We start from the raw sequence: 26392 nt of genomic DNA, 5'->3' as shown, positions 1-26392 counted from the left end.
CTTGCCGCCATCGCAGTTGCCGGCCGCAAGCCAGCAGCAAGGATCGCGGGCGGAGCCCGCTCCCACAAGAACCACCGCACCCGAAGCTCAGCCACACCCCCGCCCCAACAACGTCGACAACCGCACCAAATCCATCCCGCCACTGCCATAACCCGGGAGCACGCCTTGCCACTCGATCCGCGCGCTGTCGTTGCCGGTCGCGCGGAAGCTCAGCGTGCCCCAGGCCTCGCGGACCACGCTGGCGGGGTTGAAGGCGGGTGGGAATTGGGCGCCGCGGGTGATGGTCATCGGCAGGGTGGCGCGGTCGCCCTGGATCGGGCCGGCGCCCAGCATCCAGACTTGTTTGCCGTTGAGGTAGGCGAACCAGATGGCCAGCAGTTGCTCCTGCCCCGGTGGGCCGATGACCTGGACCTGCAGGCCGTGGCCGTTCTGGGTGGGTTGGTACCAGGTGCCGCTGTGGCAGGCGTTGAGCGCGGCCGCGGACTCCGCTGCCGCCGAGATGCCGGATAGCCGCACCAGCGGCATGCTGCCGTTGGTGAAGCCGCTGCGACTGGTGGTCCAGGTGGCGCTGCCCTGGTTGGCGCTGTCGAAGCGCAGCAGCACCTCGCCCCAGGGTTCCAGCACCACGGATGCGGGGTCGAAGGCGGGTGGGAACTGGCCGCCGCGGGTGATCGACAAGGGCACGCGTGCGCTGTCGCCGTCGGCCGGGGCGGCGCCGACCAGCCAGACCTGTTCGCCGTTGAGGTAAGTGTACCAGGTGGCGACCACGCCGGGCACGCCGCCGATGTTGGTCGCCTCGATGAACCAGCCGTGGCCGTCCCGCGCGGGGTCGTAGAAGGAACCGGACAGGTCCGCGCCAATGCGGTAGCTCGCCACGCCGTCGAGTGAGGCCAGCGGCACGCGCCAGGCGCCGCGGCCGTAGGTGAATGCGTACAGATGCGGCGGGCTGCCGGCGGCAGGGCCGGGGCCGATGGCCAGGCGCTCGACGATCACATTGGCGAAGCCGCCGTTCTCGCGCGCCCAACTCTGCCCGCCGTCCAGGCTGACGAACACGCCGATGTCGGTGCCGATGTACAGCCGCTGGCGGTTGCCCGGATCGACCACGATGTGGTGCACCGGGACATCCGGAAGCGCGCCGGCGCCAACGCCGTCGATCGCGGTCCAGGTGGCGCCGGCGTCGTTGCTGCGCCAGACGTGGGCGCCGCCGAAGGTGGAGTAGGTGGCGTAGGCGAGGTTCGCGTCGGCCGGATCGAAGGTCAGCGATGAGACCCAGCCGCTGCGCGGCGACACCGAGGCGAACTGCGTGTTGCCGGAGGTGCTGCCGGCGCTGCTGCTGCGAAAGATCGCGCGCTGGTTGCCGATCAGGATCCGGTTGTTGTTGACCGGCGACAGCCCGATGGCCGAGATGCGGTCGGTGAAATCGCCGCCCAGTGCGGCGCTGGCCGCCACCCAGTTGCGTCCCTGGTCGTTGGTGCGCCACAGCCGCGAGCCGCCGGCGTACAGCCGGTTCGGCGCCAGCGTGTCGAGCACGAAGGGCATGATGAACACGGTCGCGTCGTTGATGCCGTTGGTGGCGCGCACGAATGTCACGCCGTCGACCGAGCGGTGGATGTTGACGTTCTGGTAGCTGACGTAAAGCGTGTTGTCGCTGCGCGGATCGATGGCCACGCTGGCGCCGTCGCCGCCGAAGACATGGATGAAGGCGTTGCCGGCGGAGAAGCTGTTCTGCAGCAAGGTGCCGTTGTCCTGCGCGCCGCCCATCCATACCTGGCCGCTGGCGCTGACCGTGCCGGTGTAGAACTGCACGCTGCCCAGGCCGTTCTCGATGGTCGTCCAGCGCACTACTCCGCTGCCGCGGCCGCAGGCGGCGGTGGCGCCGGTGCGCACCGGGCCGGCGTCGTCATCGGTGTAGGCCACGCCGCCGTCGTTGGTGCTGTAGAGGATGCGCGTGCCCTGCGCGTAGTTCGGGTGGAATTTCAGCAGGTGCTGGTCGGCGTGGATCTCACCGGTGCCGCCATCCTCCAGCCACCAGTAGGACGCCTTGCCGAAGCTGCGTCCGCCGTCGTTGGAGCGGTAGACCTCCATGCCGCCCACCCAGACGATCTCCGGATCCAGCGGGTTCACCGCGATCGCCTGGTTGTACCAGCCGGCACTGTAGGCATCGAAGCTGCCGAAGCCGCAGCGCACCGCCTCGAAGCCATCGGCGTAGCTCAGCAGATAGGTCGACAGCACATCCGCGCTGGTGTTGCGCAGGCGTGCCTGCCAACTGCGCCCGCCGTCGTCCGAGCGAAACAGCGCGTGCAGGCCGTTGTCGTAATCGCCGATGCCATCGCCGTTGCGATCCGGGCCGGAAACCGTGCTGGCCGCCAGTGCATACAGGATGTTGGGGTTCGACGGCGCCACCGCAAGCGATGTGCGCCCCATGCCGGTCTCGCTCAGCACCAGCTGCCAGCTGGGCGTGCCGCGTGCGTCGTCGGTGCGGAACACGCTGGCCGGGCAAGGCCTGCCGCAGGCCGGCGGAACCACCGTGCCGGGCAGCCAGTAGCGGTCGTCCTCGGAGCGCGAGGCGCAGCTGGCGAGCAGGGTTTCGCTGTCCGGCAGCAGTTCCAGGTCAGTGCAGCCTTCGTACTGCAGGCCGCCGCCAATTGTCGGCCGCAGGATCTGGGTGAAGCTGGCGCCACCATCGTCCGAGCGCCAAACGCCGGTGTTGGTAGCGGCGTAGAGGCGCCGGTGGTCGAGGGGGCTGATAACGAGGTCCGAGACATAGCGGAAGTCCGCGTTGTCGGTCGCCAGCAGCTGGCGCCAGTGCTGGCCGCCATCCTCGGACTTGAGAATCCCCTGGCCCCACATCGCGGCGAAGGGCCGCTCGCTGTTGCGGTAGAGCTCGCCGGTGCCGGCGTAGAGCGTATCCGGCGCCACCGGGTCGATCGCCAGCGCGCCGATGTTGAGGTTGACGGTGTCGTCCGACAGCGGGCGCCAGGATTGGCCGCCGTTGGTGGTCTCGAAGACCCCGCCGGACACGCCACCGGCCAGCATCCGCGCCGGATTGCGCGGATCGAACACCAGCGTGCGCGTGCGCCCGCCCACATTGCTCGGGCCCAGCCATTCCCATGGGGCCGCGGTCTTTTCGTCGTTCACCGCGCGGCCCAGGCGCGAGTTGAAGGCCGGCAGCAGGCGGGCACGGCTTTCGGCCTGGCGGTACCACACCGGGTCGATGGCCTGCACGCCGGGCGGCAAGCGGCGGGCGGCATCGAAGGCAGCGCGCGCGCCGGGCGAGTCCGGGCGCTCGCGCGGTGGCGGCGCCGGGTCGATCGCGGTGTCCACCTGCAGCCAGGCACAGGCACCGAGGACGCAGATGGTCGCCAGGCTTCCCCACAGACGCATGCGCATCGCTCGCTCCCCGCGGCCACGACAGTCTGCGCAACGATCCTGCCAAAACCACACGCGCGCAACCTGTCGCAGGTCACGATTCAGCCGGGGGCTACATCCCGCGCAGCAGGGCCGGATCGACTTCGCGCCACTCGCCGGGTTGCAGCTTGTCGAGCGTGACTGGGCCAATGGCCGCGCGGATCAGCCGCAACGTCGGCAGCCCCACCGCCGCGGTCATCCGCCGCACCTGGCGGTTGCGCCCCTCGCGCAGCACCAGTTCGATCCAGTGCGTGGGAATCGCTGCGCGATGACGGATCGGCGGCGTGCGCGGCCACAGCCCCGGCGGCTCGTCGACCAGGCGCGCCTGCGCCGGCAGCGTCGGCCCGTCGTTCAGCACCACGCCCGCGCGCAGCCGCGCCAGCGCGTTCGCATCCGGCGCGCCCTCCACCTGCGCCCAATAGGTCTTCGGCAACTTGAAGCGCGGATCGGCGATGCGCTGGCCGAGGCGGCCATCGTCCGTCAGCAACAGCAGCCCCTCGCTGTCCCGGTCCAGCCGCCCCGCCGCATACACCCCCGGCACCCGCACGAAATCCGCCAGCGTCCGCCGCCCGTCCGGATCCGTGAACTGGCAGAGCACGTCGAAGGGTTTGTTGAGGGCGATCAGCATGGGGAGCGGTGAAAAGTGAAAGGTGAAAAGTGAAAAGGGAAGCGTAGGCGAGGTGTGGTGAGTGTCAACGGTGAGTGCGGATCCGCGGAGCGCCCAAGCGGGCGAAGAGCCTGCTCTTCCCTTTCACTTTTCACTTTTCACCTTTCACCGCCCCCTAGTGTGCAACCGCAGCAATCTGCGGTTACTCTCGGGTGAACTTCTTGTGAGCGGCCGCGGGGATCGGATGAGCGACAGGTTGATGACCGGTGCGGGGATCGTGGTGAAGGCGCTGCAGGACCAGGGCGTGCGCCACATTTTCGGCTATCCCGGCGGCGCGGTGCTGCCGATCTACGACGCGCTGTTCCAGCAGGACGAGGTGCAGCACATCCTGGTCCGCCACGAACAGGGCGCGGCGCATGCGGCCGAGGGCTATGCGCGCTCGACCGGCAAGGTCGGCGTGCTGCTCGTCACTTCCGGCCCCGGCGCGACCAACGCGATCACCGGCCTGGCCGACGCGATGATGGATTCGATCCCGCTGGTGTGCATCACCGGCCAGGTGCCGACGCACCTGATCGGCTCCGACGCCTTCCAGGAATGCGACACGGTGGGCATCACCCGCGCCTGCACCAAGCACAACTTCCTGGTCAAGGACGTCAACGACCTGGCGCGCGTGCTGCACGATGCCTTCTACATCGCGCGCACCGGCCGCCCCGGCCCGGTGGTGGTCGACATCCCCAAGGACGTGCAGTTCAAGCGCGCCGAGTACACCGGCCCAGGCACCATCGTGCACCGCACCTACCGTCCGCGCGTGCAGGGCGATGCCGCGCGCATCGAGCAGGCGGTGGACCTGATGATCAACGCCCGGCGCCCGGTGTTCTACACGGGCGGTGGCGTGATCAATGCCGGCACGCGCGCTTCCGAGTTGCTCCGGGAACTGGTGCGCCTGTCCGGTTACCCGATCACCTCCACGCTGATGGGCCTCGGCGCCTATCCGGCCAGCGACCGCCAGTGGCTGGGCATGCTCGGCATGCACGGCACCTATGAAGCCAACCTGGCGATGAACCGCTGCGATGTGATGATCAACATCGGCGCGCGCTTCGACGACCGCGTCACCGGCCGGCTGGACGCCTTCTCGCCGGGCTCGAAGAAGATTCATGTCGACATCGATCCGTCCTCGATCAACAAGAACGTGCGCGTCGACATCCCGATCGTCGGCGACTGCGCGCAGGTGCTCGAAGCCATGCTCGAGCTGTGGAAGGCGAAAGCGCGCAAGCCGGACGAGGTGGCGATGACCGCCTGGTGGGCGCAGATCAACGCCTGGCGCGCGCGCCGCTCGCTGGCCTATCGCCAGGAAGGCCCGACGATCAAGCCGCAGTACGCGGTGGAGCGCCTGTACCAGCTCAGCAGGTCGCGCAAGACCTACATCACGACAGAAGTCGGCCAGCACCAGATGTGGGCCGCGCAGCACTATCACTTCGAACAGCCCAACCGCTGGATGACCTCCGGCGGCCTTGGCACGATGGGCTACGGCATCCCCGCCGCAGTCGGCGTGCAGGTGGCGCACCCGGATGCGCTGGTGATCGACATCGCCGGCGAAGCCAGCGTGCAGATGACCATGCAGGAAATCTCCACCGCGGTGCAGTACCGCCTGCCAATCAAGATCTTCATCCTCAACAACGAGTACATGGGCATGGTCCGCCAGTGGCAGCAGTTGCTGCACGGCAGCCGCTACGCCCATTCGTACTCCGAGGCGCTGCCGGACTTCGTCAAGCTGGCCGAGGCCTATGGCGCCAAGGGCCTGCGCGCCATCGACCCCACCGAACTCGATGCGAAGATCCAGGAAATGCTCGACCACGACGGCCCGGTGATCTTCGACTGCGTCGTCGACAAGCTCGAGAACTGCTACCCGATGATCCCCAGCGGCGCCGCCCACGACGAGATGATCCTGCCCGACGCGGTGGATGGCGCCGGCGTGTCCGAGGCGGGGAAGATGCTGGTCTGAAAGCGCGCGCAGCGCGCTTTCAGACGGTCAAACGTGAAACGTGAAACGTCAATCACAGCGTCGCGTCACCGTTGACGTTTTACCTTTTACGTTTCACCAGGATTCGCGACATCACAACTTTCAAAGCACGTTACAGCGGACCCAACCGAGCCCCTCATGACCCAACCCGCCTCCGCCTATTTCCTCTCCGACGCCAAGCCGCGTCCGGCCAAGGCCACGCTGTCGATCACGGTCGACAATGAAGTGGGTGCGCTGGCGCGGGTGGTCAGCCTGTTCTCCGGCCGCGGTTACAACATCGAATCGCTGACGGTGGCCGAGACCGACCACCAGAAGCACACCTCGCGGATCACCATCGTCACCAGCGGCACGGTGGATGTGATCGAGCAGATCAAGGCGCAGCTCGGGCGCCTGGTGCCGGTGCACCGGGTGGTCGACCTGGCGGTCGACAAGCCCGGCCTGGAGCGCGAGATGGCGCTGGTGAAGATCGCCGCGACCGGCGAGCAGCGCGCCGAAGCGTTGCGCCTGGCCGAAGTCTTCCGCGCCCGCGTGATCGACATCTCGCCGGCCAGCTTCGTGTTCGAGCTGACCGGCACCCCGGTCAAGATCGACGCCTTCGTCGAGATGATGATCCCGATCGGTTTGGTCGAACTCGCGCGCACTGGCGTGGTGGCGATCGGGCGCGGGGCCGAGGCGACGTGAGGGCCTAGGCCTGCCGCGGACGCGCACAGCAAGCGGGTCCAGGTGAAACGTCAAACGTGAAACGTCAATCGTGGCGCCGCGCGTTGACGTTTGACCTTTGACGTTTCACCGCTCCTTTCACTCGAACCCGTTGGCGAATACGCCATCCGCCGCTTGCACCTCGTAACACCCGAGGTCCGCGCCATTCGCGGGGCGCGGGCGGCCGAGGATGTCGTCGGCGGGCACGTCGCCGCCCGGTGTGGCGGCGTCGATCAGCGCGCTGCCGGCGACTGGTCGGGCGTAGGTTTCGACCAGCGCCGCGAAAACTTCGCGGATGCGCGCGTGGCCACCATTGAACTGGTTTTGCGCGGGGATCCAATAGGGCGTCTGAACCGTTGCCGGATCGGGTAGGCGCGGATCGGCCTCGATGCGGTTGGCGTCGTTGCCGATATTGAGCACATCGCCGGGATCGTTCGGCAGCGGGTTACCGGCGTTCCAGTAGGCGTTGCGCACCAGCAGCGATGGCCGCGTGGTGGACAGGTCCGCCGGCAGCGTGTCGGAGAAATCCGTCATCGACCCGGCGCCGTCGGCGAACACGTTGTGGGCAAAGCGCACCGCCTCGATCGGCGGGTTGTCGCCCTCGCGGTTGATCCGGGTGGCGTAGGCATTCGCCGGCAGGTTGCCGACCACGGTGTTGTGGCGGAACACGATGTCGCGGCTGCCCTTGACCCCGAGCGGCGAGCGCTGGGTGTTGCCGGCGTTGCCCAGCAGCAGGTTGTTCTCCGCACGGCTGTTGTAAGCCTCGAAATTCGCAGTGCCGTCCTCGCCGAACAGGATGAAGCCGTTGCCCGTGCTGCCCTGCCAGTTGAGGAAGACATTGCGCCGGATGATCACGTTGCGCGCGCCGAGGTATTCGTCGTCTCCGCCGTTGGAGTCCTTGACCACGATGTAGCTCGCGGTGTCGTTGGCATTGCTGCGGCCGCTGGCGGCGAAGTCGTTGAAGAACACATTGTCCTCGACGATCACATCGTCCACCGAGTTGATGTCGATGTGCTCGTCCGATCCGGTCTGGTTGTAAAACAGGTTGCCGACGACGCGGATACCACTCGCGCCGTTGTTGATCTTCAGGATGTCGTTGTTGAAGCTGTCGTGCAGGATGTTGTCGCGCAGCGTGATGCGCGAAGTCTGGGTGGCGAACCCATCCTGGATCTGGATCACCAGTGCGGCGGCGCCCGCGCCCGTGTGCGCGATGTCGAAGCCCTCGATCGTGATGCCCTGGATGTCGGCGCTGTCGTTGTAGATCGTCAGCACCGCCTCTGCGGCGCGCAGGCGCGCCTGGTAGGGCAGTTCCGAGCGCACCATCACGCCCACCGGGAAGTTGCCGCGGATGCGGATGCGCCCGCTGTAGGTGCCGGGACGCACCAGGATCGTGCTCTGGTCCGGCACCCGGTCCAGCGCGTAGGTGATCGTCGCCCATGGCGCCGCGAGCGTGCCGCCGGCCGGCGTGTCGACGCCGTTGGTGGCCACGTAGAAGGTCTGCGCCTGCGCAGCCGGGGCCAGCAGGCACAGGAGAATCCAAAGCGCGCGCAGCATGGTCGGGCCTCCCGGCGGCATGGACGGATGATGCCGCGCGGTGTGCGCGGCGTCCGTGCATACGTCGCGGGGGCGTGCGGCCTGACAGGTGGCTTGAACGGAGCGGAGCAAGCTCCGCTACGTAGTGCCGAGCTTGCTCGGCACAGACAACCTCACCCCGCCAGCAGCGACACGTCCGCGGTCTGCAGGAACAGCTGGCTGAGGCGTTCCAGCAGCGCGAGGCGGTTGTTGCGCACGGCCTCGTCCTCGGCCATCACCATCACGCCCTCGAAGAAGGCATCCACCGGGCCCTGCAGCGCGGCGAGACGGCTCAGGCCGTCGATGTACTCGCCCGCGGCGAAGCGCGGCGCGCTGTCGCGTTCGGCGTCGCCGATGGCCACGTAGAGCGCCTTCTCGGCATCGTGGTGCAGGCGGTCGGACTCGACCGGGCCCAGCGAAGCGACGTCGATGCCGCCCTCGGCTGCCTTGCGCAGGATGTTGCGGATGCGCTTGTTCGCTGCGGCCAGGCTCTGGCAGGCGCTGAGCTGCTTGAACGCCAGCACCGCCTTCAGGCGCCGGTCGAAGTCGACCAGATCGTGCGGGCGGCGCGCGGCGACGGCCTCGAACACGTCGCCGGTGATGCCGGCATCGGTGTACCAGGCGCGCGTGCGTTCGAGGATGAACTCGTAGAGCTCGTTGACTGCCGGCGCGGTCAGTTGGTCGACCAGCTTGGCCACCATTGCGTTGTCGAAGAACACCGCGCTGGCGATCTTGCCGAGGTAGTCCTTGAGGCTCTGGGCCGGCACGCCGAGCACCGCCTGCTCCAGGATCTGCGGCAGGTCGAGGCGGATGCCGCCCTCGATCAGCGTGCGCGCCAGGCCGAGCGCCGCGCGGCGCAGCGCGAACGGGTCCTTGTTGCCGGTGGGCTTGAGGCCCACCGCGAAGATGCCGGCCAGGGTGTCCAGGCGCTCGGCGATCGCGAGCACGCGGCCGAGCGGACTGGCGGCGATCGGCGCACCCGACTGGCGCGGCCAGTAGATCTCGTCCAATGCATCCGCGACCGCCTGCGGCTGGCCCTGCGCCAGCGCGTAGGTGCGGCCCATCTGGCCCTGCAGTTCGGGGAACTCGCCGACCATGCGGGTCAACAGATCGGCCTTCGACAGCCGTGCGGCGGCTTCGGCCAGGCCCGGATCCACGCCCACCGCCGGCGCCACCGCGCGCGCGAGCGCGATCACGCGCGATGTCTTGTCGTACAGCGTGCCGAGCTTCTGCTGGTAGGTGACGGTCTTCAGGCCTTCGACCAGGTCGGCCAGCGGCTGCTTCAGGTCCTGGTCGAAGAAGAAGGCGGCATCCGACAGGCGCGGGCGCACCACGCGCTCGTAGCCCTTGCGGATCTCGTCCGGATCGCGGCTCTCGATGTTGGCCACGCCGACGAAATACGGCGTCAGCTTGCCCGCCGCATCCAGCACCGGGAAGAAGCGCTGGTGGGTCTCGATGGTGGTGACGATCACCGCCTCCGGCAGGCGCATGAACTCGGCCGGGATCGAGCAGGCGATCGCGCACGGCCATTCGGTGAGATTGCTGACCTCGTCGATCAGGTCTTCCGGCAGGCGCGCGATGCCACCCTGGCGCTGCGCCGCGGCGGCAACTTCCGCGCGCACGCGCTCGCGGCGCGCCTGCGGGTCGACGATGACGTGCGCGGCGGCCAGCGCGGCGATGTAATCGGCCGGGTGCGCGATGCCGAGGTCGCGCGCGTCGTGGAAACGGTGGCCGCGGGTCGTGGTGCCGCTCTGTACCCCATAGATGCTGGCCGGCAGCACCTCGCTGCCGAGTAGCACGATCAGCCCGTGCACCGGACGCAGGAAGGCGAACTCGTTGGCGCCCCAGCGCATCGGCTTGCCCAGCGGCAGCGCCGCGATCGCTTCCTGCACCATCGCCGGCAGCACCTCGGCGCTGCGCGCGCCGGGCTTGGTGCTGCGATGCACGAACCAGCTGCCCTTGTCGGTTTCCAGCTTCTCCAGCGCTTCCACCGTCACGCCGCAGGAAGCGGCGAAGCCGGCCAGCGCCTTGCTCGGCGCGCCATCCGGGCCGATCCCGGCGGCCAGCGCCGGGCCGCGGCGCTCCAGGGTCTGCTCCGGCGCGGCGAGCGCCACGTCCGGGATCAGCACGGCAATCCGGCGCGGCGTCCACAGCGCCTGCGCGCGAGCGGCCGGGTGCGCGATGCCGGCCTTGGCCAGGCGTTCGGACAAACCGTTCTTCAGCCCGTGGGCGAGATCGGCAACGGCCTTGGCAGGAAGCTCTTCGCAGAGCAGTTCGACGAGCAGGTCGGCGGTGGTGGTCATGATTCGGCTTCTTCGAGTCGTGGGTGGCGGCGCCTTCACCGGCGCAGCGCGCAGGGTCGTCGGCTCAGGCGACGCGCTTCAGGCCAGGAAACCCGAGCTTCTCCCGTTGCGCGTAATAGGCCTCGGCCACCGCCTTGGCGATGGTGCGCACGCGCAGGATGTAGCGCTGGCGCTCGGTCACGCTGATCGCGCGGCGGGCGTCGAGCAGGTTGAAGCTGTGGCTGGCCTTGCATACCTGGTCGTAGGCCGGCAGCGGCAGGCCGCGCTCGACCAGCTTCTTCGCCTCGGCCTCGTGCGTGTCGAAGGCGTGGAACAGCGCCTCGACATTGGCTTCCTCGAAGTTGTAGGTGCTCTGTTCCACCTCGTTCTGGTGGTAGACGTCGCCGTAGGTAACCACGCCCTGCGGGCCGCGCGTCCAGATGAGGTCGTAGACGTTCTCGACGTTCTGCAGGTACATCGCCAGGCGTTCCAGGCCGTAGGTGATTTCGCCCGACACCGGCTTGCACTCGATGCCGCCGGCCTGCTGGAAGTAGGTGAACTGGGTCACTTCCATGCCGTTCAGCCAGACCTCCCAGCCCAGGCCCCAGGCGCCCAGCGTGGGCGATTCCCAGTTGTCCTCGACCAGGCGCAGATCATGCGTCAGCGGATCGATACCGAGTGCCTTCAGCGAGCCGAAGTACAGCTCCAGGATGTCCTTCGGCGAGGGCTTCAGGATCACCTGGTACTGGTAGTAGTGCTGCAGGCGGTTCGGGTTCTCGCCGTAGCGGCCGTCGGTCGGACGGCGCGAGGGCTGCACATAGGCCGCATTCCACGGCTCCGGGCCCAGGCAGCGCAGGAAAGTCGCCGGATGGAAGGTGCCGGCACCGACCTCGGTGTCGAGCGGCTGGATCAGCACGCAACCCTGGTCCGCCCAGTAGGCGTTGAGGCGGGTGATGATTTCCTGGAAGGTCGGAGCGGACATGCGGGCGGCCGGGCGTGGCGGAGCGGGCCGCGGAGTATACGGGAGGAGGGTTGTGGGTTCTGGGTTCTGGGTTGTGGGCAGCAGGAGCTGGCACGGTCGCGACCAAGGTACGAGATTGCAGGCTTTTGCCGCCCACAACCCAGAACCCACAACTCCACGTCATGTCCGCGCCGCCGCCTGGCGCGGCGCGTACCGCCGGTTGAGGTACGCGCCCGCCACCAGCGCCACCCCCAGCGGGCCGAACCAGGGCAGCAGCTGCAAGATCGGCAGATTGAAGCTCGACAGGAAGCTGCCCAAGCCGACGCCGAGGAAGGCCACGTGGGTGGCGACGCCGTTGCCGAGCATCGCGCCGTAGTGCTCGCGCAGCCACCAGGTGGGCGCGGTCGGCAGCTTGCGCGCCTGCCGGATCATGCCGATGCCGATGAACACGCCGACCCAGCAGAACCCGCTCAGCAGAGCGCTGCCGCGATCCACCCCGATCGCGAACACGACCAGCCCCGCGATCAGATTGGCCCAACCGACGATGCGATAGCGCCGGTTGTGGTAGCCGCGCACATCGCGCTTCATCCGGATCGAGCGCCAGGACAGCCACACGCTGGTGCCGGTGATCACCACCAGGTAGGCGAAGAACACCCCCAGGCCGATGCGCCCGCGGGCGAGGAACACCGCGGCCATCGGCAGCGAGGTCGCCAGGATGCCGAGCATCGCCAGCAGATAGCCCTTGCCGGCGCGTTTGTGCACCGGGCTGCCCTTGCGCGCGAATGCCGCGGTCCAGAAGGTCAGCAGCGCAACGGAGCCGGCGGCGATGTGGGTGATGACCAGCAAACGATATGCGTCCATGGGGGTGCTCCGGTGATTGCCTGTCAGTTGAGTTCGATGCGGATCGCGCCGCCGGCCGCGCCCACTTCGACCACTGCATCCGCGAAGTCCGGTGGGCCGAAGGTGCCGCCGCCATTGCTGAATCCATAGGGTTCGGTGGGACGCCCGAACATGCCGCGGTCGAGCTTTCCGTTGCCGTTGCGGTCCACATAGACGGCGAGCGCATAGCGTCCGGGCGGAAGGTCGTCGATCCGCACCGCATGCCAGTCCCCGCGGCCGATCGCCGCCGGCAAGGGTTCGCGAACGCCGCGCAGCGACTTGCCCAGCCAGGTGTCCTCGCGGTCGTACACCGCCAGCATCAGTTGATCGCCGGGCCGCATGCCGGTACCCACCTCCACCGACAGCGACGCAGCCGGCGCATGTCCGGCGGCCAGCGACAGCGTGCAAAGCAGCAGGGAGCGGTAGATTGCGTTCATCTTGAACCTCCATCGTTTCGGTCGGGTGCCTCCGCCAGGGTTGCGCGACGAATGCCGGGCGGGATCGGCGTGGATGCAGGATCGGCCGGACCGGGGCCGGGACGCAGATGCGGACCGTCATCGCGACAGGGTGAGTAAAGTCACCACTTGCACCGGCTGGGTCCGTTCGCTCGGCGAGCGCAGCTACACTGGGCTCATGGAGAACCGACCAACCGCCGTATCCGACTCGCCGTGGAACACGCACTGGCTGGCGCCGCTGAATCTGGCCGCCTACATCACCTGGCTGGCGGTGTCCGTGCAGTCCCTGCGCTGGTCCAGGTTGGCTACCGGGGATGCCCTGCAATGGGGAGGACTGCTGGCGCTGCTTTTCGTGCTGGCGGGCTACCTTGCCGGCAATCGCCTGACCGGCCGCGGCGCCGAGCGCGCGCTGGCGCTGTCCCAGGCGGCCGCGGTGCTCGTGGCCACCTGGTGCTTGCGCAACGGCGGCCCCGGCATCCTGCTGATCATCGTTGCGGCGCAAGTCGTGGCGATGTGGCCCCGGTGGCAGGCGCTGGCGATCATGGCGGCGATCAATGGACTGATGCTGGCGATCTGGCTGTTGGGCATTTCCCTCAGCAGCGCGTTGCTGGCCTTGCTGCCGATGATCGGTTTCCAGACGTTTGCCGCGCTGACCGTGCACTACGCCACCAGTGCCGAGTCGGCGCGCCAGCAGCTGGCGCATACACACGCGGAACTGCTCGCCACCCAACGCCTGCTGGAGGACAGTGCGCGCAGCGGCGAGCGCCTGCGGCTGTCGCGCGAGCTGCACGATGTGGCCGGGCACAAGCTCACCGCGCTCAAGCTCAATCTGCGCCTGCTCGAGCGCGACCCGGCACTCGCGGCGCGCGAGGAAGTGCGGGTGGCGGCGACCCTGGTCGACGAATTGCTGCAGGACATCCGCGCGGTGGTCAGCGAGCTGCGCAAGCACGACGGAATCGATTTGCCGGCGGCGATCGCCACCCTGGCGCAGCAGATCCCGGGCACGCGCTTCCGCCTGGACCTGGATCCCGCCTTGCGCGTCGAGGACGTCGACCGCGCCGAGATCCTGCTGCGCTGTGCCCAGGAAGGGATCACCAACGCGCTGCGCCATGGGCGCCCGAGCACCATCGACGTGGGCCTGCACCGGCATGCCGACCGCCTGGAGCTGCGCATCGGCAATGATGGCGCGCCGCTGCGCGCGTCGCGCTTCGGCAATGGCCTGACCGGCATGCGCGAACGCCTGGCCGCGGTGGGCGGCCTGCTCGACCTCAAGCCGCGCGCGAACGGCGGCGCCGACCTGACTGCGGTGTTGCCCGCGCATGGCTGAGTCCGCCACTCGCGCCATCCGCATCGCGCTGGTGGACGACCAGGCGCTGGTCCTGAAGGGCTTGTCCGCGCTGCTGCACGGATACGCCGGCATCGAGGTGGCGCTGGAAGCCGGCGATGGCGCGCAGCTCATCGACGCGCTGGCGCAGCGCCCGGTCGATGTGATCGTCAGCGACATCCGTATGCCGGGCGTCGGCGGCATCGAGCTGATCGGCCGGTTGCGCGAGGCGGGCGATGCGACCCCGGTGATCCTGCTGACCACCTTCGACGACAGCGAACTGATGCTCGCCGCGGTGGATGCCGGAGCGCAGGGCTTCCTGCTCAAGGACGCCTCGCCGGAAGACCTGTCCGAGGCGATCCATCGCGTCGCTGGTGGCGACACCCTGCTGCAACCGGTCAGTCTCGGGCCCGTGCGCGCGCTGCGCCGCGCGGAGCCGCACATCGGCCCGAAGCTGCACCTGACCGAGCGCGAGACCAGCATCCTGCGGCTGGTCGCCGGCGGCTATTCGAACAAGGAAATCGGGCGCACCCTGCACCTCTCCGAGGGCACCGTGAAGAACTACATCAGCGACATCCTGGTCAAGCTCGACTGTCGTGACCGCACGCATGCAGTGCTGAAGGCGATCACCCAGCGCTTGCTGTGAGACGGGGCACGTGGGTGAGGCCGCGTGCCCCGGCGCGAGGGCTGCGATACTCGGTGCGCCTACGCCGGCCCGACGGCGACCTGCGGCGCCAGTCAAGCGAGGATGCGGAATGTACAAGCGATGGTGTTGGACCGTGGCCCTGCTGGCGATTGGCCCTGTGCAGGCCCAGTCGCCCGATCTCTTGAGCTTTGCCCACGGCGCGGTTCCGTTACGCGTGGAGGGTGATGCCGCTGCGCGCGTGACGACCGAACAGGCGATCCGCGCGATCGACGGTTCGAACGCCGGCTTCGCGCTTACGCGGCCGGTGCCAGCCTCGACCCGCATCGCCCTGGTCTATGCCTTGCCAGCGGCCACCGTATTCGAGCAGTTCGCGGTGCCCGACGTGCTGGAGACACCCAGCCCACAACAGACTTTCGTGCGCGAGGTTTCGGTCTGGGGGTCTGCCCGCTCGTCGCACGACGGCTTCGTGCAACTGGCTACGGCCACGCTGGCGGCGCATGCGAAGGCTGGCCAGCAGACCTTGCTGACGGTGCTGAATCGTGACCCGGTGCGCTGGGTTCGGCTGGAACTGACGGGTGGGCTCGATGTGCCGCAGCCGCCGGTGCCGGTAACCCTGAGCTTCAGCGAGATCGTCGGTACCGGCCGCCAGGACGCGACGCCGCTGGACACCGGCTTTGGCGGCGCCTGGAAGGGGCGCGGCGTGGCCTTGCAACTGCAGCAGCAGGGCCCCGTGGTCAGCGGCTGCTACGACAACGGCGAAGGGCGGCTGCAGGGAACGGTGGAGGGGCGGCTGCTGCACGCCACCGGCAAGGCCGTGCGCACCGGGGTGCCGAGCGCCTTCGTGGCATCGTTGGACGACGATGGGCGCCTGCAGCTCATGCGATCGACGAACGGCGCACCGTTCTACCTTTTCGATGCCGGCAGCGTTGCAACGGTCGGCAAGGCCTGCAACGCGCCCGAAGGAGCGACGCTGGGTTGCGGGTCGGTGATTCACGGCATCCGCTTCGACTTCGACTCGGCCACCATTCGCGCCGACTCGGAGCCCGTGCTGGCCGCTTTGTTCGATGGTCTGCGCGACCGCCGAATGGACATCGACATCGAAGGTCACACCTCCAGCGAAGGCGAGGCGAGCTACAACCAGCAACTGTCGCAACGCCGGGCCCAGGCGGTGGTCGACGCGCTGGTACTTCGCGGCCTGCCCGCCGCCCGCCTGCGGGCCACCGGCGCGGGCGAATCGCGCCCTGCCGCCCCCAATGACGACGAGATCGGCCGCTCGCTCAATCGGCGCGTGGAAGTGCGTTGCGCCGGATAACCAGGCGGATTGCTGCTGAGCGACGCGAGCCGCGTAACGGCGCAGTGAATGCGCAGTCCGCGCGGCGACCGAAAGCCGCGCCCGGACGGCAGTTGGCGATCGACGCAGACACCGCTTGAGTTGCGCGACCGGATCTGCGAGCGACATGGTGCTGCAGACCGGCTGCACTCGCACCAACTCCGCGCTGTCGTGCGAGAAGGCTCCGGCGCCTTACCAGCCGAAGCGGCGCAATTGCTGGGTCATGCCGTCGGCGTTGAACCCGCTGCTCACCTGGCCGTTGATGACGAACAGGGGAACGGCGCGGCCTCCCAGGCGTGTCCACTGGGCATGGTTCTGCGGGTTGCCGATGTCGCGTTCGACATAACGCAGCTTGCGCGTGGCGAAATAGTTGCGCGCCCGCTTGCAGTAGCCGCAATCAGCCGTCGAGTACATCGTGATGTTGAGCGGGCGCTTGCGCGTCGCGGCAGGTTCGTCCGGCGCACTCTGGACGGGCGCCGGGGCGGCGCTCGCGCTGGCCGTGGCCGGCGCAGCTTCGAGTTGCACGGTGTGTGCGGGTGCGTCGGCGGGCTTGCGATCGCTGAAATGGACGACGCCCTGGTCGTCGGTCCATTTGTAGACCTCCTGCGCCGACAGCGAAAACGCCAGCAATGGCATCAGCAGCAGCGTGATCATCTGCATTGCAAGGCGAACCATGACCAGCCCTCCAGGCGATGTTTGTGTGGAACCCGATGTTGTTGAGGGCTCGCCGTGCGCACCCCAAGGATCATGGGGGCTGTGGATGCAATGATGCACGTTGATCATGCGGGCCGCCTTCGCTTGATCGCCAGCATCGAGCGAGCACGTGCGTCGCTGCGCGACCAGGACCGACTGCGCTGTTGCCAACTCAGGCGACGTCGGTCGTGAGTTGGCTGTAGTCAAGCGCCAAGCGCTTCAGGATGTCATGGCCCATGGTGGCCTGCTCCCAGTCGTCGCCGGCGCTGTCGACCAGCACGACGCCCAGAAAGCACGCCCGCCGCGCTATCCCAGCAGATCTCCGCCGAGCCACTGGCGCACCTGGGCGCGTCGGTCGTCGTCCACCAGCATGCCTTCGCGCTGGCACAGGAACAGCACCTGGTTGCAAAGGCGCCCGGCGAGGGTGCCGGCGTCGTCCATGCCGCGGCCGAAGGCGTGCCCGTTGAACTGCATGCCGCGCAGGGTGAACACCACGTCGCGCATGCTGACCTCGATGCCCGGGTTGCGCGCAGCGCAGGCATCGCGCACGCGCGCCGCGGTGGCCGATAGGTCGAAGGCATGCTGCGCGAGGTCTTCCGCGAGCGATTCGAGCACCGCGCGCGCGGTCGGTGGCGACCACAGCGGCGCGCCGGTCAGCTGCGCCACTTCGCGGGCGACCGGCAGCAGCACCTCGTGGCCGCTCCAGTCGGCATCGTCGGCAGCCAGTGCCGGTGCCTCCAGCGAATGCCGGGCAGGGTCGGCGATGCGCCCGCCGGACCCGCTGAGCCACACCAGGTGATCCAGCTTCAGCGAGTGGAAGAAGGGGCGGAAGGCCTCGTGGCCGTCCCAGTTGGCGAGCGCCGCACCATAGGCCTGGCGCAGGCGCGAGGCCAGCAGTCCGGCGGCCACCGGGGTGGGCGACTGCGCCAGCGCCAGTTCGATCGAATGCGCGATTTCGCTGCGCTGCTCGGGCGTCAGGCGTAGTGCGGCGGGTGCCGCTGCCGCCGCGGCCGGCGCCGGCAGCACTTCCTCTGCTTCCGCTTCCAGCGGCAGGCCGAGCGCCTTCTCGACGAACAGGCGCTCGTCGATCAGCAGGTCGGCGCTGGCCTGGTAGGCCGCCGACGGAAAGCCGATCGCCAGCACCGAGGTGCGCCGGTCATAGCGACGCAGCTTGCGTAGCACCGGCGAGAAATCGGCGTCGGCGGAGAGCACGATGAACTCGTCGTAGCGGGTCTCGTGCTGCAGCAGCTCGATGATGTCCAGCACCATGTGGATGTCGGTGCTGGTCTTGCCCTGGCTGGTCACCGGCGGGCAGTCGACAATCTCGAAGCCCGCGCGCAGGAAGGACGAGCGGTAGTTCTGGTACCAGCTCGGGTTGAGGTAGCAGCGCCGTACCAGCAGGCGCCGGCGCGCGCCCGGATCGTGCCCCTCGGGGATGCCAAGCGACTCCACCAGCCAGCGGATCCATTCGGAGGGATAGCGCGCGAAGCGCTCCGCGGCGTCCGGCTGCAGGTCGCGCAGCTGGGTGTAGACATTGTCGAAGTCGACGAACAGGGCGCTTTTCATGAGCTTTGGGACGACAGGATCGATGCCGGAGTATGGCGCCAAGCCCGGCACAGGACGCACATCCAGTCCTGCCGTCCCGGTGGACGACCGCGCTGCGCGACCGCGACCTCAGCCCGCTGCGCCGGATACGCCGGTGGTTGCAGTCGCCACGATGTGATGACGATGTGCTCAGCGATACCCGGAACTGATCGGGAAGCGCCGGTCGCGGCCGAAGGAGCGGGCGGTGACGCGCGGGCCGGGTGCGGACTGGCGACGCTTGTATTCGTTCTTCAGTACCAGGCCGGTGACGCGCGCCACGGTTGCAGGGTCGTGGCCGGCCGCGACGATCGCCGCGCGCGGCTGGTCGAGTTCGATGAAGCGGCGCAGGATGTCGTCCAGCTCCGGATAGGGCGGCAGCGAATCCTGGTCGGTCTGGTTCTCGCGCAACTCCGCGGACGGCGCGCGCTCGATCACCGCTTCCGGGATTACCGGCGAAAGCGTATTGCGCCAGCGGGCGATAGCGTAGACCTGGGTCTTGTAGACATCCTTCAGCGGCGCGAATCCGCCGCACATGTCGCCGTAGATGGTCGCGTAGCCGACCGCCATCTCGCTCTTGTTGCCGGTGGTCAGCAGCAGGCCGCCGAACTTGTTGCTCATCGCCATCAGCAGCACGCCGCGGCAGCGCGCCTGAAGGTTCTCCTCGGTCAGGTCCGGCGCGCGTCCGGCGAACACCGGCGCCAGCGTGTCGAGGAAAGCCTGCACCGGCCCTTCGATCGGCAGGGTCTCGATGCGCACGCCCTGCGCGATTGCCTGCGCGAGGGCTTCGTCATTGCTGAGCGCGGAGGTGTAGCGACTGGGCAGGCGCACCGCGGTCACGCGGTCCGCGCCAAGCGCATCGACGGCGATCGCCAGTGTCAGCGCCGAGTCGATGCCGCCGGATAGTCCGATCAGGGTGTGTGCGAAACCGTTCTTGCGCACATAGTCGCCGGTGGCGCGCACCAGCGCGCGGTACACCTCGGCCTCGGCCGGTTCGCGCGGCGCGGCGGGCCAGTCGACCGGGCTGCATTGAACGGTCTCGCCAGGCATCAGGTCGATCAGCAGCAGGTGCTCGCCGAAGGCCGGCGCGCAGGCGGTCAGCGAGCCGTCGGCGGCGAACAGCATGCTCTGGCCGTCGAACAGCAGATCGTCCTGGCCGCCGACCAGGTTGCAGTAGACCAGCGGCACGCCGTTCTCCAGCGCGCGCGCGCCGAGCACGGCGGCGCGGTCCGCGCGTTTGCCCTGGTGGTAGGGCGAGGCATTCAGCACCAGCAGGATCTGCGCCCCCTGCGCGCGCGCGGCGGCGGCGGGTTCGGGGAACCAGGCGTCCTCGCAGATCAGCACGCCGATGCGCAGGCCGCCGCTGTCGATCACGGTCGCGCCCTGGCTCTCCGAGAAGTAGCGCTTCTCGTCGAACACGGTGTAGTTCGGCAGGCGCTGCTTGCGCGCGGTCGCGGCCACCCGGCCGCCGCTGACGAAACTGGCGCAGTTGTACAGGCGGCCGTCCTGGCGTGCGGGATGGCCGATCAGCAATTCGGTGGTGGAGGCGTCATCCGCAAGATCCGACAGCGCGCCGTCGATGCGCGCCTGGAAGCCGGGACGGAACAGCAGGTCTTCCGGCGGGTAGCCGGACAGCGCAAGTTCGGGTGTCAGCAGCAGGCGGGCGCCGGATGCGGCGGCCTGCTCGCGCAGCGCGCGGATGCGGCGGGCATTGTCCTGCACCGCGCCGACCGGGAAATCGAACTGCGCAAGGGCGATGCGATACACGGCTTTCCCTGGCAGCGGAATGCGATGAAACGGGGCGGACCGAAAAGGGGGCGGCGAATGCCGCCGCCCCGAATCAGGTCCGTGGCGCCGGCAAGCCGGCGCTCGGCACGCTTACTTGCCCTTCTTCGCGGCGGGCTTCTTGGCAGCCGGAGCAGCCTTGGCAGGTGCAGCCTTCTTGGCCGGAGCGGCAGCCTTCGGAGCCGCGGCCTTCTTCGCCGGAGCGGCCTTGGCCGGAGCAGCGGCCTTGGCCGGCGCAGCCTTCTTCGCCGGGGCGGCAGCCTTCGGAGCCGCTACCTTCTTCGCCGGCGCAGCCTTGGCCGGAGCGGCCTTGGCGGGCGCAGCCTTCTTCGCCGGGGCGGCAGCCTTCGGAGCCGCAGCCTTCTTGGCCGGCGCAGCCTTGGCCGGAGCGGCCTTGGCGGGCGCAGCCTTCTTCGCCGGAGCGGCGGCCTTCGGAGCCGCGGCCTTCTTGGCCGGAGCCGCCTTGGCAGCCGGAGCCTTCTTGGCTGCGGGCTTCGCTGCGGCCTTCTTCGCCGGTGCAGCCTTCTTCGCCGGAGCGGCAGCCGCCGCCGGCACGTCTTGCGTCACGGTTTCAGTCTTCATGATGGCACTCCCCTTCGTGGATGACGATTTTGGTTTGGCGCCGGACAGGCGCTTCTGGATCGCTTCTCCCAATTCCGTGGGGGAACGCACCGTCGTCACTCCGGCGCGGTCCAGCGCTTCGAACTTGGCTGCTGCCGTGCCCTTGCCGCCGGCGATGATGGCGCCAGCGTGACCCATGCGTTTGCCAGCCGGCGCAGCCACACCGGCAATGTAGGCAACCACGGGTTTGGTCACGTATTCCGCGATGAACTCCGCGGCTTCTTCTTCTGCACTACCACCGATCTCGCCGACCATGATGATGGCCTCGGTCTGCGGATCGTCCTGGAACAGACGCAGGCAGTCGACGAAGTTCATGCCCTGGATCGGATCGCCACCGATGCCGATGCAGGTGCTCTGACCCAGGCCGACCTTGGTCGTCTGGTACACGGCTTCATAGGTCAGGGTGCCGGAACGCGACACGATGCCGACCTTGCCGGGCTTGTGGATGAAGCCCGGCATGATGCCGATCTTGCACTCGCCCGGGGTGATGATGCCCGGGCAGTTGGGGCCGATCAGGTAGGTCCCGGGGTAGTAGGTGCTGAGCACGTGCTTGACGCGCAGCATGTCGAGCACCGGGATGCCCTCGGTGATCGCCACGATGACCTTGATGCCGGCATCCGCGGCTTCCAGGATCGCGTCGGCCGCGAACGGCGGCGGCACGAAGATCATGCTCGCCTCGGCGCCGGTCTCCTCGACCGCGTCCTGCACGGTGTTGAACACCGGCAGGCCGATGTGGTCCTTGCCGGCCTTGCCCGGGGTCACGCCGCCGACCAGCTTGGTGCCGTAGTCGAGCGCCTGCTCGGAGTGGAAGGTGCCCTGCGTGCCGGTGAATCCCTGACAGATCACCCGCGTCTTCTTGTTGACCAAAACTGCCATGACTGCTCCTCGACGTCCTTGTGATCAGCCCTTGGCGGCTGCGACTGCTTTCTGCGCACCATCGGCCAGATCACTGGCCGGAATCAGCGACAGATTGCTCGACTTCAACAGATCGCGACCCTTCTCGACGTTGGTGCCTTCCAGACGCACCACCACCGGGATGCTGATCCCGACTTCCTTGACCGCAGCGATGATGCCTTCGGCGATCAGGTCGCAGCGGACGATGCCGCCGAAGATGTTGACCAGGATCGCCTTGACCTTGTCGTTGCCGAGGATCAGCTTGAAGGCCTCGGTGACGCGCTCGGTGGTGGCGCCGCCGCCCACGTCGAGGAAGTTCGCCGGCTCGCCGCCGTAGAGCTTGATCACGTCCATCGTCGCCATCGCCAGGCCGGCGCCGTTGACCATGCAGGCGATGTTGCCGTCCAGCGAGACGTAATTCAGGTCGTGCTTGGCTGCCTGTGCTTCCAGCGGGTCGTCCTGCGAGACGTCGCGCATCGCTTCCAGCTTGGGCTGGCGGAACAGCGCGTTGTCGTCGCAGTTGAGCTTGCCGTCCAGCGCCATCAGGTCACCCGCGCTGTTGATCACCAGCGGGTTCAGTTCGATCAGGCTCATGTCGCACTGATTGAACAGCTGGAACATCGCCAGCATGATCTTGGCCAGCTGCGAGGTCTGCTTGGCACCCAGGCCCATCGCGAAGCCGAGCTTGCGGCATTCGAAGGCCTGCAGGCTCTGCATGAAGTTCACCTCGACGGTGAAGATCTTTTCCGGGTGCTCGCGCGCGACCTGCTCGATATCCACGCCGCCCATCGGCGAGGCGATGAAAGTGACCGCACGCGCGGTGCGGTCGACCAGCATCGACAGGTACAACTCCTTGCTGATCTCGGTGGCTTCGGTGACCAGCACCTGGTTGACCGGCAGCGCGCGGCCACCGCTCTGGTAGGTGGTCATCTTGGTGCCGAGCATTTTCGCCGCGGCATCGCGCACCTGGGTCAGGGTCTTGACCACCTTGACGCCGCCGGCCTTGCCGCGCCCGCCGGCGTGGATCTGTGCCTTCACCACCCACTGGTCGCCGCCGATCTGGCGCGCGCCTTCGACGGCGGCATCGACTGTGTTCGCGACGATGCCCTGCGGCACCGGAATTCCATACTGCGCGAACAAGTCCTTCGCTTGGTACTCGTGGAAGTTCATCCTGTCTCCTGATCGAAAGCTCGCGTGGGCGTTGTCGTTGTGAGATGCGCGTGCCCTGCGCAAAATTGGCGCGTATTGTGATGAAAGCACTGCGCCGCGCCAAGTGGAAATTTAGCGCGCGGCACCACCGCGTTCAGCCCATTGGCATGCGCGGTTGCGAGCATGCCTGCACGGGGCGGAATCTGCGCGGCAAAACCGCGATGCTATAGTCGGCTTGACATCCTCCCAAACGCCGTCCGGATGCGCCTTTCCAGCAGCAACCGCAGCGACTCGCCGGCGCCATCGGAGGCTCTCCGCTGGTACGAACTGCGCCTGTTCAACCTTTACCGGGTGCTGGTCGCGGCGGTGTTCGGATTGCTGCTGCTGTCGAGCCTCGGCAAGCGCTATTTCGATATTGGCGGGCCGCTGCTGACCAGCGGCCAGGTCGCAGTATTGCTGTATGCGCTGGCGGCGGCGGCGGTGTTCACCGCGAGCGAGGCCCGGCGTTTCGGCGTGACCACATTGACCCTGATCGGCGTCGGCTTCGATCTGGTCATGGGCGGACTGCTGCTGTTCGTCTTCGGCGGCCTGTCCAGCGGCGTCGGTGTGCTGCTGCTGATCACGGTGGCGATGTCGGCGCTGCTGCTGCCGGGACGCCTGGCCTTGCTCGCGGCGGCAATCGCAACGGTCACGCTGCTGTCCGAGTCGATCTATTCGATCGGCCTTGAGCGCACCACCGATCGCAACCTCGCGCAGGCGGCGCTGCTGGGCACCGCTTTCTTCCTGACGGTGGCGATTTTCTACTGGCTGGCGCGGCTGACCCGCGAAAGCCAGGAAATGGTCGAACGCCAGGGCGTCGATATCGCCAATCTGGCGCAGATCAACGAACTGATCATTCAGCGCATGCGCACCGGGATCCTGGTGCTCGACGGCGACGGTCACGTGCGTCGCTTCAACGAATCCGGCTGGTACCTGCTCGGCACGCCGCCGCACACCGAGCACGATGTGCGCAGGCTTTCGCCCGATCTGTACGACCGCTGGCGCTACTGGCTGACCACCGGCAAGCACAACAACGTGCCGATCCAGATCGCCCAGGGCGTGCCCGCGGTGGTGCCGCGCTTCACCCGCCTGGGCGGCGAGGACGATGCCGCCACGCTGTGCTTCCTGGAAGACGAGAGCATGGTCTACCGGCGCGCCGAGGAGCTGACGCTCGCCTCGCTCGGGCGCCTGTCCGCGAGCATCGCGCACGAGGTGCGCAATCCGCTCGCGGCGATCAGCCACGCCGCGCAGTTGCTCGCGGAGTCGGAGGAGATGCCGGACGCCGACCGGCGCCTGATCGAGATCATCATGAACCACTGCGGGCGGGTGAACGGCATCGTCGAGAACGTGCTGCAACTGTCGCGGCGCGAACGCTCGCGCCCCGAGTGCATCAACCTCGCCTCCTGGGGTCATGGCCTGGTCACCGACTTCAAGCAGGCCCAGCCGCTGGGCCAGGACCAACTGCGGCTGGTGGTCGACAACCGCGACGCGCGCGCGCTAGTGGACCCTTCGCAGCTCACCCAGGCGGTGTGGAACCTGCTGCGCAACGCGATCCGCTACGGGCGCCAGCCCGACCAGCCGGCCGACATCACCTTGCGCATCCGCCAGCCCAATCCCACCCAGGGCGCTCTGGTGGAAATCATCGATCGGGGCCCCGGCATCCCGGCGCCGCACCAGCGCCAGCTGTTCGAACCTTTCTTCACCACCCGCGCCGACGGCACCGGGCTCGGCCTGTACATCTGCAAGCAGTTGCTTGGCGCCAACCAGGGCAGCATCGAGTACGTGAATGTGCCGGGTGGCGGCAGCTGCTTCCGCATCCAGCTGGCGGTGCCGCAGCGGGATCTGGCCTGAGAGCAGCCATTGGCTGTTGGCGACCGGCGATTGGGGCGCGCTTGGTCGGATCCGTCGTCGGCCGAGCACCTTTTCGCGACAGTAGACCTCGTCGATGCGCCCCAATCGCCAATTGCTGATTTCTAGTTGCTGATCCCCAACCGCTATCCTCCCCCGACGGCCCCGGAGCTCGCCCATGGAAAAAGGTCAGGCACTGATCCTCGATGACGAAGCGGATATCCGCGAGCTGCTGACGCTGACGCTGACGCGCCTCGGCCTGAGCGTGCATTCGGCGGCGACGCTGGCGGAAGCGCGCGCTCTGCTGGGCAAGGCGAACTACGACCTCTGCTTCACCGACATGCGCCTGCCGGATGGCAACGGTCACGAGTTCATCGAGTTGATGAGTCGCCAGCACCCGGACACGCCGGTGGCGATGATCACCGCCTACGGCAACGCCGAGGCGGCGGTGCAGGCCCTGCGTGCCGGGGCCTTCGACTGCGTGTCCAAGCCGGTCGACCTGAACGTCCTGCGCAACCTGGTCAAGACCGCGCTGCGCCTGCGCGCCGAGCGCGTGCCGGGTGGGCCGAGCGAGCCGCGGCTGTTCGGCGAGTCGCCGGCGATGCAGCGCGCCCGGGCCACAATCGCCAAGCTCGCGCGCAGCCAGGCGCCAGTGCTGATCTACGGCGAATCCGGGGTCGGCAAGGAGCTGGCCGCGCGCTCGATCCACGAGCAGGGTCCGCGCGCGGCCGGGCCCTTCGTGCCGGTCAACTGCGGCGCGATTCCCACCGAATTGATGGAGAGCGAGTTCTTCGGCCACAAGAAGGGCAGCTTCACCGGCGCCCATGGCGACAAGGACGGCTTGATCCAGGCCGCCCACGGCGGCACCCTGTTCCTCGACGAGATTGCCGAACTGCCGCAACACATGCAGGTCAAGCTGCTGCGCGTGATCCAGGAGAAGTCGGTGCGCCCGATCGGCGGCCGCGCCGAGATCCCGGTGGACGTGCGCATCGTCAGCGCCACCCACAAGGACCTCGCGCGGCTGGTCGACAGCGGCGAGTTCCGCCAGGACCTCTACTACCGCATCAATGTCATCGAACTGCGCATGCCGCCGCTGCGCGAGCGCCGCGAGGACATCGCGCCGCTCGCCGAGCGCTATCTCGACAAGCTCGCGCCCGAGTGGGCGATCGCGCGGCCGACACTGTCCCCGCAGGCACTCGCGGAACTGCAGGCCTACGACTTCCCGGGCAATGTGCGCGAGCTCGAGAACATCCTGGAGCGCGCGGTGGCGCTCAGCGACGGCGACGTGATCCGCGCCGAGGACCTGCAGCTCAATTCGCGCGTGTCGGCCGGGGGCGAGGTCGCCGCAGCGGCTGCGCCGGTCGCCGCCGGCGCCCCTGCGGCGGAGACCAGCGTGCTCGCCGGTGCGCAGCGGGTGGGCCTGGAGAACTACATCGACACCCTCGAGCGCGAGGCCATCAACAAGGCCCTGGAGGAGTGCCGCTACAACAAGACCGCCGCGGCCAAGAAGCTAGGCATCACCTTCCGCGCGCTGCGCTACCGGCTCAAACGCCTGGGGATCGACTGAGGTAAGGCCCGCGGGGCGCGCCCGTCCCGCCC

The 26392-nt window shown here is 68.2% G+C and carries 18 protein-coding genes and 1 pseudogene; 7 read left to right on the top strand and 12 right to left on the bottom strand.

The window, feature by feature from the left end:
• Positions 1–87 precede the first annotated feature (87 nt).
• Together IPK27_13605 and IPK27_13600 are read right to left on the bottom strand one after the other, a co-directional pair.
• On the bottom strand, positions 88–3390 hold the full coding sequence (locus IPK27_13605; protein MBK8068616.1) for a hypothetical protein: 3303 nt from the start codon (positions 3388–3390) through the stop codon (positions 88–90).
• A gap of 91 nt (positions 3391–3481) precedes the next feature.
• A complete protein-coding gene (locus IPK27_13600) occupies positions 3482–4036 on the bottom strand; it encodes a pseudouridine synthase (GenBank protein ID MBK8068615.1) in 555 nt (184 codons plus the stop codon).
• A gap of 223 nt (positions 4037–4259) precedes the next feature.
• Between IPK27_13600 and IPK27_13595 the strand changes: the two genes are divergently transcribed.
• A complete protein-coding gene (locus IPK27_13595; protein MBK8068614.1) occupies positions 4260–6017 on the top strand; it encodes an acetolactate synthase 3 large subunit in 1758 nt (585 codons plus the stop codon).
• Positions 6018–6173: 156 nt separating this feature from the next.
• On the top strand, positions 6174–6716 hold the full coding sequence (gene ilvN / locus IPK27_13590; GenBank protein ID MBK8068613.1) for an acetolactate synthase small subunit: 543 nt from the start codon (positions 6174–6176) through the stop codon (positions 6714–6716).
• Positions 6717–6833: 117 nt separating this feature from the next.
• Here the strand turns inward: ilvN and IPK27_13585 are convergent, their stop codons facing one another.
• The 5 genes from IPK27_13585 to IPK27_13565 form a co-directional block, all read right to left on the bottom strand.
• Positions 6834–8288 (bottom strand): hypothetical protein, encoded by a 1455-nt coding sequence (locus IPK27_13585; protein MBK8068612.1) that lies wholly within the window; start codon positions 8286–8288, stop codon positions 6834–6836.
• 152 nt (positions 8289–8440) lie between these two features.
• Positions 8441–10609, bottom strand: a complete 2169-nt coding sequence (locus IPK27_13580; protein ID MBK8068611.1) for a glycine--tRNA ligase subunit beta — start codon at positions 10607–10609, stop codon at positions 8441–8443.
• Between the two features lie 64 nt (positions 10610–10673).
• A complete protein-coding gene (glyQ, locus tag IPK27_13575) occupies positions 10674–11570 on the bottom strand; it encodes a glycine--tRNA ligase subunit alpha (protein ID MBK8068610.1) in 897 nt (298 codons plus the stop codon).
• Between the two features lie 159 nt (positions 11571–11729).
• Positions 11730–12410 (bottom strand): hypothetical protein, encoded by a 681-nt coding sequence (locus IPK27_13570; GenBank protein ID MBK8068609.1) that lies wholly within the window; start codon positions 12408–12410, stop codon positions 11730–11732.
• Between the two features lie 23 nt (positions 12411–12433).
• Complete coding sequence (locus tag IPK27_13565; protein ID MBK8068608.1) at positions 12434–12865, bottom strand: DUF2141 domain-containing protein; 432 nt, start codon at positions 12863–12865, stop codon at positions 12434–12436.
• Between the two features lie 196 nt (positions 12866–13061).
• Between IPK27_13565 and IPK27_13560 the strand changes: the two genes are divergently transcribed.
• The 3 genes from IPK27_13560 to IPK27_13550 all read left to right on the top strand — a co-directional run bounded on the left by IPK27_13560 (position 13062) and on the right by IPK27_13550 (position 16165).
• Complete coding sequence (locus IPK27_13560; protein MBK8068607.1) at positions 13062–14210, top strand: sensor histidine kinase; 1149 nt, start codon at positions 13062–13064, stop codon at positions 14208–14210.
• Positions 14203–14853: a response regulator transcription factor gene (locus IPK27_13555; protein MBK8068606.1), complete on the top strand. Its 651-nt coding sequence runs from the start codon at positions 14203–14205 to the stop codon at positions 14851–14853. Before IPK27_13560 ends, IPK27_13555 begins: the two co-directional genes overlap by 8 nt.
• 877 nt (positions 14854–15730) lie before the next feature.
• Positions 15731–16165, top strand: coding sequence for an OmpA family protein (locus IPK27_13550; protein MBK8068605.1), 435 nt, complete (start codon positions 15731–15733; stop codon positions 16163–16165).
• A 210-nt stretch (positions 16166–16375) separates the two neighbouring features.
• Here the strand turns inward: IPK27_13550 and IPK27_13545 are convergent, their stop codons facing one another.
• The 5 genes and pseudogenes from IPK27_13545 to sucC form a co-directional block, all read right to left on the bottom strand.
• Entirely contained in the window at positions 16376–16966 is a 591-nt protein-coding gene (locus IPK27_13545) for a glutaredoxin family protein (protein ID MBK8068604.1), read from the bottom strand.
• A gap of 216 nt (positions 16967–17182) precedes the next feature.
• On the bottom strand, positions 17183–18442 hold the full coding sequence (locus IPK27_13540) for an NYN domain-containing protein (GenBank protein ID MBK8068603.1): 1260 nt from the start codon (positions 18440–18442) through the stop codon (positions 17183–17185).
• A 168-nt stretch (positions 18443–18610) separates the two neighbouring features.
• A complete protein-coding gene (locus tag IPK27_13535) occupies positions 18611–20245 on the bottom strand; it encodes an NAD+ synthase (GenBank protein ID MBK8068602.1) in 1635 nt (544 codons plus the stop codon).
• A 624-nt stretch (positions 20246–20869) separates the two neighbouring features.
• Positions 20870–21739 (bottom strand): annotated as a pseudogene (gene sucD, locus IPK27_13530) (succinate--CoA ligase subunit alpha).
• A 24-nt stretch (positions 21740–21763) separates the two neighbouring features.
• The gene (gene sucC, locus IPK27_13525) at positions 21764–22927 is read right to left on the bottom strand and encodes an ADP-forming succinate--CoA ligase subunit beta (GenBank protein MBK8068601.1); all 1164 of its coding nucleotides are present in this window, start codon (positions 22925–22927) and stop codon (positions 21764–21766) included.
• Between the two features lie 240 nt (positions 22928–23167).
• Between sucC and IPK27_13520 the strand changes: the two genes are divergently transcribed.
• Both IPK27_13520 and IPK27_13515 read left to right on the top strand, forming a co-directional pair.
• A complete protein-coding gene (locus tag IPK27_13520) occupies positions 23168–24796 on the top strand; it encodes a two-component sensor histidine kinase (GenBank protein ID MBK8068600.1) in 1629 nt (542 codons plus the stop codon).
• A gap of 175 nt (positions 24797–24971) precedes the next feature.
• Positions 24972–26360: a sigma-54-dependent Fis family transcriptional regulator gene (locus IPK27_13515; protein MBK8068599.1), complete on the top strand. Its 1389-nt coding sequence runs from the start codon at positions 24972–24974 to the stop codon at positions 26358–26360.
• Positions 26361–26392 lie beyond the last annotated feature (32 nt).

The organism is Rhodanobacteraceae bacterium (genome assembly GCA_016713135.1).
Classification (GTDB): Bacteria; Pseudomonadota; Gammaproteobacteria; order Xanthomonadales; family SZUA-5; genus JADKFD01.
This window is presented reverse-complemented; position numbering and strand designations above follow the sequence as displayed.